The sequence below is a fragment of the Chamaesiphon polymorphus CCALA 037 genome, assembly GCF_003003845.1.
Classification (GTDB): domain Bacteria; phylum Cyanobacteriota; class Cyanobacteriia; order Cyanobacteriales; family Chamaesiphonaceae; genus Chamaesiphon; species Chamaesiphon polymorphus.
The window spans coordinates 1-5,837 of the sequence record NZ_PVWO01000375.1; the positions used below are offsets into that span (position 1 = coordinate 1).

Sequence of the window (5,837 nt, forward strand, 5' to 3'; positions counted from 1 at the left end):
CGCATTCGGTGGCCGCCAGCACGTCGGCGTTGCTCAGCCCCGGGCCCATCAGGTCACGCTTGAGGATGAACGCGATCTCGCCTTCGGCCTTGGGCTGGATCAGCGTGGACATCGCGATCGATTCGCCCTGCGCCACGATCATGCCGTCGAGCATGTAGCCGAAGTCGGGCTGGAACACGCCCAGCATGTTCATCACCGCGGCGCTGGTTACGCCGATCTTCTTGCCGACCACGCGCTCGCCCGCCTCCAGGCGCCGCGCCAGCATGCGCTGCTGGATGCGGTACGCGTCGTCGAGGGTGATGCCGGCGTGCCGGTTCGTCAGCGGCTCGACGACGCTGCAGCCGCGCAAGGCGGCGTAGAGCTCGTCGCCGAGGGCTTCGATGTGGTGGATGGCATCGGGCATCAAGCAGAGCATGTCACCAGGAACGAGAATGCGATCGCCTGTAGTTTCGATGAGATCGGGAAATTCAGTTGTCGGCGATCGCTGCCAAAAGGTGTTTTTTTCTCGTCCATCTAACAGTGCCACAATTCCCCAGGTTGCATGATTGTGGACTGGTGAAGCCGTCCCTGGCGACCAGACGACTGTTTGAATCGTTATTGGGAAATCTGGCTCGTCATAGAGCGTTTGCACCGACCAACCCGTTTCGGGATCTGGTGATAAGAAATTTAGATGCAGCCATTCACAGCTATTTAGCAGCCGTCTGACTAGAGGACAAATTAGTTGAAGGCGAATTCGATCGTCGCTTTCGCGATCGACGATATCTTCCACATCAGTCAGAAACCGATAGAGTCGATAAGGTCGATCGCCCCAATTATCCTGTGTGCCAAGCTCACCAGGAATGCACCGCCCTGCATCTGTCACCAACCAGTCTCGATTTAACATACTTGCCCTAGTATCCGATCTCAAGTTTAAGAGCAGGATTGGCAATCTAGGTGATTCTGAGGTAATAACAAGATGAATTTTTGCTGAAGATGTGAGCTTACTTACAACCTGTCGATCGCGGCTCTCCTGATTTTATCCAATCTCCATGCGATCTTCATCTGAGACTCATCTTGCTGGCTTTTAATCATAAGCAAGCCCAAAAAATTGGGCACACCGAATCGATACCTAAATATTTTTAACCAGAGGCTCCGATGAAAGTTCAACTTCTTGCTACATTTGCTGCAATCTCATTACTGAGCATTACCGCTGTTGCTCCCAGCATCATTTTTGGCACCAACATTGCGGTTGCTGGTTGTGCGGGCAAAAAAAATCCTTGTGCGGCTAAACCCGATCCTTGTGCTGGTAAAACCAAGCCTTGTGCTGGCAAAAAAGCTACTAGTTCTGTTGGGGGTCCCTTGGCAAAACAAGTACAAGGTAAGCCAGTCGTTGTAGATATCTATGCTAGTTGGTGCGCTGCTTGCAAAAATATCGCCCCCACTGTTTCCAAAATCAAGCAGCAGTATGGCAATAAAGTCACCTTTGTGACATTAGATGTGTCTGACAAAGCTAGTTCTGCAAAAGCTGAAGCTAAGGCTAAACAATTAGGTTTGAGCAAGTTTTTTGCAGCTAACAAAACTCAAACTGGTTCGCTCACGATCGTCGATCCAGCGACCGGAAATATCTTAGGACAAGAACGTAATAATCCCGAACTAACTGCTTACTCCAGCGTATTGGATGCGGCGATCGCTAAAAAGTAGATTTGAGCTTATGAGTAAATGGATGCTCGATTCTCATTCCGAGCATCTGAGCCGCTGCAAACGCCGTCGAATAAACGATGTTAGTCCATTTACTTTTTCTCATTTTTTCTAGTTGATAGCTACAAAAAGACTATAAAACATGTGCAAATAATCTATATACTTCATCGTCAGATCGGCTTAAAAATGATTATGTTAGTTCGGCATGATTATCAGTCGATCGCATCGATCTTTAATAACAGAAAAATCTTATGAAACTAGAATCAGATCGCGATCTTGAAAAGCATTCAAATGCGCGTAGAAAAACTGCTATAAAATTACCGAAAAAATGGGCTTTATTCGGTGGGCTGGCATTATTAGGCTTGGTATTAGCTTTACTCATTAGTGGCCCGATTTCTCAGGTACTCGAACATTTAATTTCACTTACAGAGAACCGCTATCAAGAATGGTTCTCCAAACAAGATACTGCTAATCCATTAATATTAATGCCATTAGCTTTTATTGGTGGTTTAATTGCCAGTGTTTCTCCCTGTATTCTCGCACTATTGCCGCTTAACTTGACCTATATTGGTACCCGCAATATTACCTCCCGTAGCGATGCTTTTGTTAAAGCGGGATTATTTGTATTAGGAAATGTCATTATTCTTGGTTTATTTGGGCTAGTATCGTCGTTTGCTGGTGCAGTCATGGTGGAATATCGCGGTCATATTAATGCGATCGTGGGCGCGATTATTCTAATTATGGGTTTTGGCTTATTAGGACTGATTAAAATTCCATTACCTCAAATTAACGTCGATGGCTCGAATTTTGGCCCCTTCGGTGTGGGTTTGACATTTGCATTAGTCAGTTCGCCGTGTGCGAGTCCGGTTTTATTTGCCGTTCTTGCTGCGTCAGGTGCTAGTGGTTCGCAATTACTCGCCGTACTGACAATGGCAAGTTATGCCTTTGGTTATACCATCATCATCTTTCTCGCTAGTTTGCTAACTGGTTTTGCTAAGCAAGCAAAGCTATTGTTGCAGCACTCAGAAAATATTACCAGATTTGGTAGTGTGGTTCTAATTTTGGCAGGAATTTACTATCTATTTACTGGAGTAAAATGGTTTTTCGGTTAGGTGTTGATTTATCACCAATTATACATAAGAAAACTAAGATCGAACGACTCGAAATTATTGGTTCGGAACCAGTAGATTATACAGCGATCGATCCGGTCTACATGGCAGCAATAGAAGCCAATCGATGGCTAGCAAAAATTCATTAATTCAAAGGCAATTTAGAGGCAATACTTAAGATGTCAGCGCAAACTTTTTTCCAAGGTCGCCCGGATTTTGAACGATTGAAAAGTGAATCTAATAAACTGATTATAGTTGAAGTCAGTGCGCCGTATTGTAGCTCTTGCGATACACTCAGACCTATTTTACATCAGTTATCAACCGAACAAAATGGTAATTTAGAGCTAGTTGAAATCGACATGAATGAAGAACCAGATCTGGCGATCGATCTTGGCATTCGTAGCGTCCCAACTGTCATTCTATTTAAAGGCGATCGACTACTAGAAAAAATTGTGGGCTTGAAGCATAAAAAACTATATATTGAAACAATTAAAAAATGGGTTCACCAAACCTATCATGCAGAAATCGAATAGTCGATCGAGCCATCTTGCCGTAAGCTTTGTGTTAATGTCTCAAAGCTAGCATCGACTAACCATGTCACAGGAAACCGTCGTCCAAACAATCAACCTGATTATTGCGCCTGTTGTAATGCTAACGACTTGTGGCATTATGCTCAATGGATTAATGGTGCGCTATAACTGGTTGAGCGATCGGGTGAGTGCTGTAGATCTAGAACGGTTGCGCCTGCTAGATGTAGATTTGGAGCAGCACCAAACCAAGGCAGAACGGCTGCACCATCTCGATCGGCTGTTGCTAGATCTGTTACGTCACCACCATCAGGTGCATGATGTTTTGGTGCTAATTTATTTGTCAATCCTCGTCTTTATGTTAGACATGCTAGTCATCGCACTAGCCACAGCGAACGATACCAGTTGGCTGCATCAGCTTGTTGTCATTGTATTTCTGGTGGGCATTGGTATTTTGCTAATTGGGATGTTATTAATGGCTGCCGAACTGCGGACTTCTCACCATTCTATTCAGTTAGCAGTCGGTCAAAATTGTCGGTTATGTAAACCCGCTCGACATCGGGAATAGTGGTGAAGATTCTCTTTCAGAGCAGCGGAGCCGACGATAATTTCTGAGAAATCGCTGAGAATATGCTGAGGAGTTACTCAGAATAAACTCAGTAAATTCTTAGTTTTGCCTCACAGGAGCTTCAGCCCAGACATCCATAATTGGATTCGAGAACCAATTAGGTTCTGTTGCGAAATATTTCATCTATCTTCGATATTTATTAGGAAATAATCCAATGAAATTAACTGCTTTGAACTGGAAAATGTTGGCGATCGTTGCTGGACTAACATTGAGTGTGGGTCTGACTGCTTGCTCTACAACTCCTTCAACTCCTGATGCCATGAAAGGTGACGCAATGAAAGGTGATGCCATGAAAGACGGTAAGGGTGACGCAATGAAAGGCGATGCCATGAAAGATGGTAAGGGTGACGCAATGAAAGGCGATGCCATGAAAGATGGTAAGGGCGATGCCATGAAAAGCAATGAGAAAAAGACTCCCACAACCAAACCATAGACCGATAATCTGGGGCTAGAGGCAAGTTTAGCATCCAACATCTTGCCTCCGATCGAAATTCACCCATGACATCCGATCGATCGTTAGCAATTGTAAATAGATCGAATATTGTGAGGGCATCAGCGCATGAATAAGTCTATCTGGCAACGGCGACAATTTTTATATTTCGGATTGGGCGCGATCGGGATGGGAGCCGTAACAGCATGTGGAATTGGCTCTAAACAGGCTAATAATTCTAGTGTGAATGCGATGCCTATCGAACCAATAAAAATTTCAGCTAGTAAATCTTTACCCGAATTTCAGGGCATTCAAGAGTGGTTGAATTCATCCCCACTTACTAAAAAAGATCTCCAAGGTAGCGTCGCTTTAATCCACATTTGGACATTTGCCTGCATTAACTGTCAGCGCACCTTGCCCTACATCGTCAAGTGGCATCAACAGTATGCAGCCCAAGGATTAAAAGTCGTCAGCGTACATACCCCAGAGTTTCCTTACGAGCGGAAGATTGCCAATATTCAAGCCGCAATTAAAAAGCATGGCATTACCTATCCGGTGGCTGTCGATAATGACTTTAAAACCTGGAAAGCTTACAACAATGAGTATTGGCCGCATCTATTTTTAGCGAATCGACAAGGTACGATCGTGTACGACCACATTGGCGAGGGAGCTTACCCAGAAACCGAGCGCAAAATTCAACAACTATTGAAGTTATGAGCACAATCGACTGGTTGGCTGGAACAATCCAAAATCCAAAATGACTAGTCAGGCTCTATCTGTCGGTTTGGCATTTGGCGGTGGGATCGTGACCGTGTTATCTCCTTGTATCTTGCCAGTATTGCCGATTATTGTCGGTCGATCGCTCCAATCTCACCGCTACGGGCCGATCGCGATCGTTTTAGGCTTAGTAGGTGGTTTTGCAATTACAGGTAGCTTGCTGGGCGTTGTAGCTAGCTGGATTCCGAATTTACCCGACGCGCTTAGAGCGGCGGCGATCGTCATTTTACTAGTAATGGGTGTATTTTCACTTTTCCCCGAATGGGGTTATCGATTTTTTCAACTTTTCTCGATTAAAACTAACAGCTCAAACCCGATTGGATTAGTCGGTGAATTTTGGTTGGGCAGTCAACTCGGACTGCTTTGGACACCATGTGCGGGGCCAGTACTCGCAAGTATTTTACTCTTGGCAGCCGTGCAAGATCGGTACATTCAGGCGTTTGGAATGCTGGTTGTTTATGGGCTGGGCGCAGCCGTCCCGATGTTGCTATTTGCTTATGGCGGTCGCTATTTGGGGCAGCGATTGTTACAGTTGCGATCGCATTCTGGGACGATTCAAAAGATTGGCGGGATGATGATTATTATTACCGCGATCGCGATGTTGTTGGGTTTGGATGTGCAGATTCAGTTATGGTTGGCTCCGTTATTTCCGAGTTTATCTGTTTAATAAAATTGTTATAGCGTAGATC

9 protein-coding genes are annotated in these 5,837 nt (G+C 45.0%); 8 read left to right on the forward strand and 1 reads right to left on the reverse strand.

Features of this window, described 5'->3' with window-relative positions:
* A partial coding sequence (locus tag C7B77_RS30310; protein WP_425430843.1) for a 2-keto-4-pentenoate hydratase occupies positions 1-403 on the reverse strand: 403 nt, incomplete at its 3' end.
* A 731-nt stretch (positions 404-1,134) separates the two neighbouring features.
* On the opposite strand from C7B77_RS30310, the gene C7B77_RS22090 reads away from it, so the two are divergent.
* The 8 genes from C7B77_RS22090 (at position 1,135) to C7B77_RS22120 (ending at position 5,815) form a co-directional block, all read left to right on the forward strand.
* A complete protein-coding gene (locus C7B77_RS22090; RefSeq protein WP_106309942.1) occupies positions 1,135-1,680 on the forward strand; it encodes a thioredoxin domain-containing protein in 546 nt (181 codons plus the stop codon).
* Between the two features lie 248 nt (positions 1,681-1,928).
* Positions 1,929-2,789 (forward strand): cytochrome c biogenesis protein CcdA, encoded by an 861-nt coding sequence (locus C7B77_RS22095; protein WP_106309945.1) that lies wholly within the window; start codon positions 1,929-1,931, stop codon positions 2,787-2,789.
* A complete protein-coding gene (locus tag C7B77_RS30315; RefSeq protein WP_181243968.1) occupies positions 2,774-2,935 on the forward strand; it encodes a hypothetical protein in 162 nt (53 codons plus the stop codon). Before C7B77_RS22095 ends, C7B77_RS30315 begins: the two co-directional genes overlap by 16 nt.
* Positions 2,936-2,965: 30 nt before the next feature.
* Positions 2,966-3,319, forward strand: a complete 354-nt coding sequence (locus C7B77_RS22100; protein WP_106309948.1) for a thioredoxin family protein — start codon at positions 2,966-2,968, stop codon at positions 3,317-3,319.
* A gap of 61 nt (positions 3,320-3,380) precedes the next feature.
* A complete protein-coding gene (locus tag C7B77_RS22105; protein WP_106309950.1) occupies positions 3,381-3,881 on the forward strand; it encodes a DUF2721 domain-containing protein in 501 nt (166 codons plus the stop codon).
* 214 nt (positions 3,882-4,095) lie between these two features.
* Entirely contained in the window at positions 4,096-4,374 is a 279-nt protein-coding gene (locus C7B77_RS22110) for a pentapeptide MXKDX repeat protein (RefSeq protein ID WP_106309953.1), read from the forward strand.
* 126 nt (positions 4,375-4,500) lie between these two features.
* Entirely contained in the window at positions 4,501-5,088 is a 588-nt protein-coding gene (locus tag C7B77_RS22115) for a redoxin domain-containing protein (RefSeq protein WP_106309956.1), read from the forward strand.
* A gap of 40 nt (positions 5,089-5,128) precedes the next feature.
* The gene (locus C7B77_RS22120; protein ID WP_106309959.1) at positions 5,129-5,815 is read left to right on the forward strand and encodes a cytochrome c biogenesis CcdA family protein; all 687 of its coding nucleotides are present in this window, start codon (positions 5,129-5,131) and stop codon (positions 5,813-5,815) included.
* Positions 5,816-5,837: the final 22 nt, after the last annotated feature.

Coding starts and splice junctions, on each gene's coding strand:
- C7B77_RS22090 (WP_106309942.1), top strand. CDS start 1,135: ATGAAAGTTCAACTTCTTGCTACATTTGCTGCAATCTCATTACTGAGC.
- C7B77_RS22095 (WP_106309945.1), top strand. CDS start 1,929: ATGAAACTAGAATCAGATCGCGATCTTGAAAAGCATTCAAATGCGCGT.
- C7B77_RS30315 (WP_181243968.1), top strand. CDS start 2,774: ATGGTTTTTCGGTTAGGTGTTGATTTATCACCAATTATACATAAGAAA.
- C7B77_RS22100 (WP_106309948.1), top strand. CDS start 2,966: ATGTCAGCGCAAACTTTTTTCCAAGGTCGCCCGGATTTTGAACGATTG.
- C7B77_RS22105 (WP_106309950.1), top strand. CDS start 3,381: ATGTCACAGGAAACCGTCGTCCAAACAATCAACCTGATTATTGCGCCT.
- C7B77_RS22110 (WP_106309953.1), top strand. CDS start 4,096: ATGAAATTAACTGCTTTGAACTGGAAAATGTTGGCGATCGTTGCTGGA.
- C7B77_RS22115 (WP_106309956.1), top strand. CDS start 4,501: ATGAATAAGTCTATCTGGCAACGGCGACAATTTTTATATTTCGGATTG.
- C7B77_RS22120 (WP_106309959.1), top strand. CDS start 5,129: ATGACTAGTCAGGCTCTATCTGTCGGTTTGGCATTTGGCGGTGGGATC.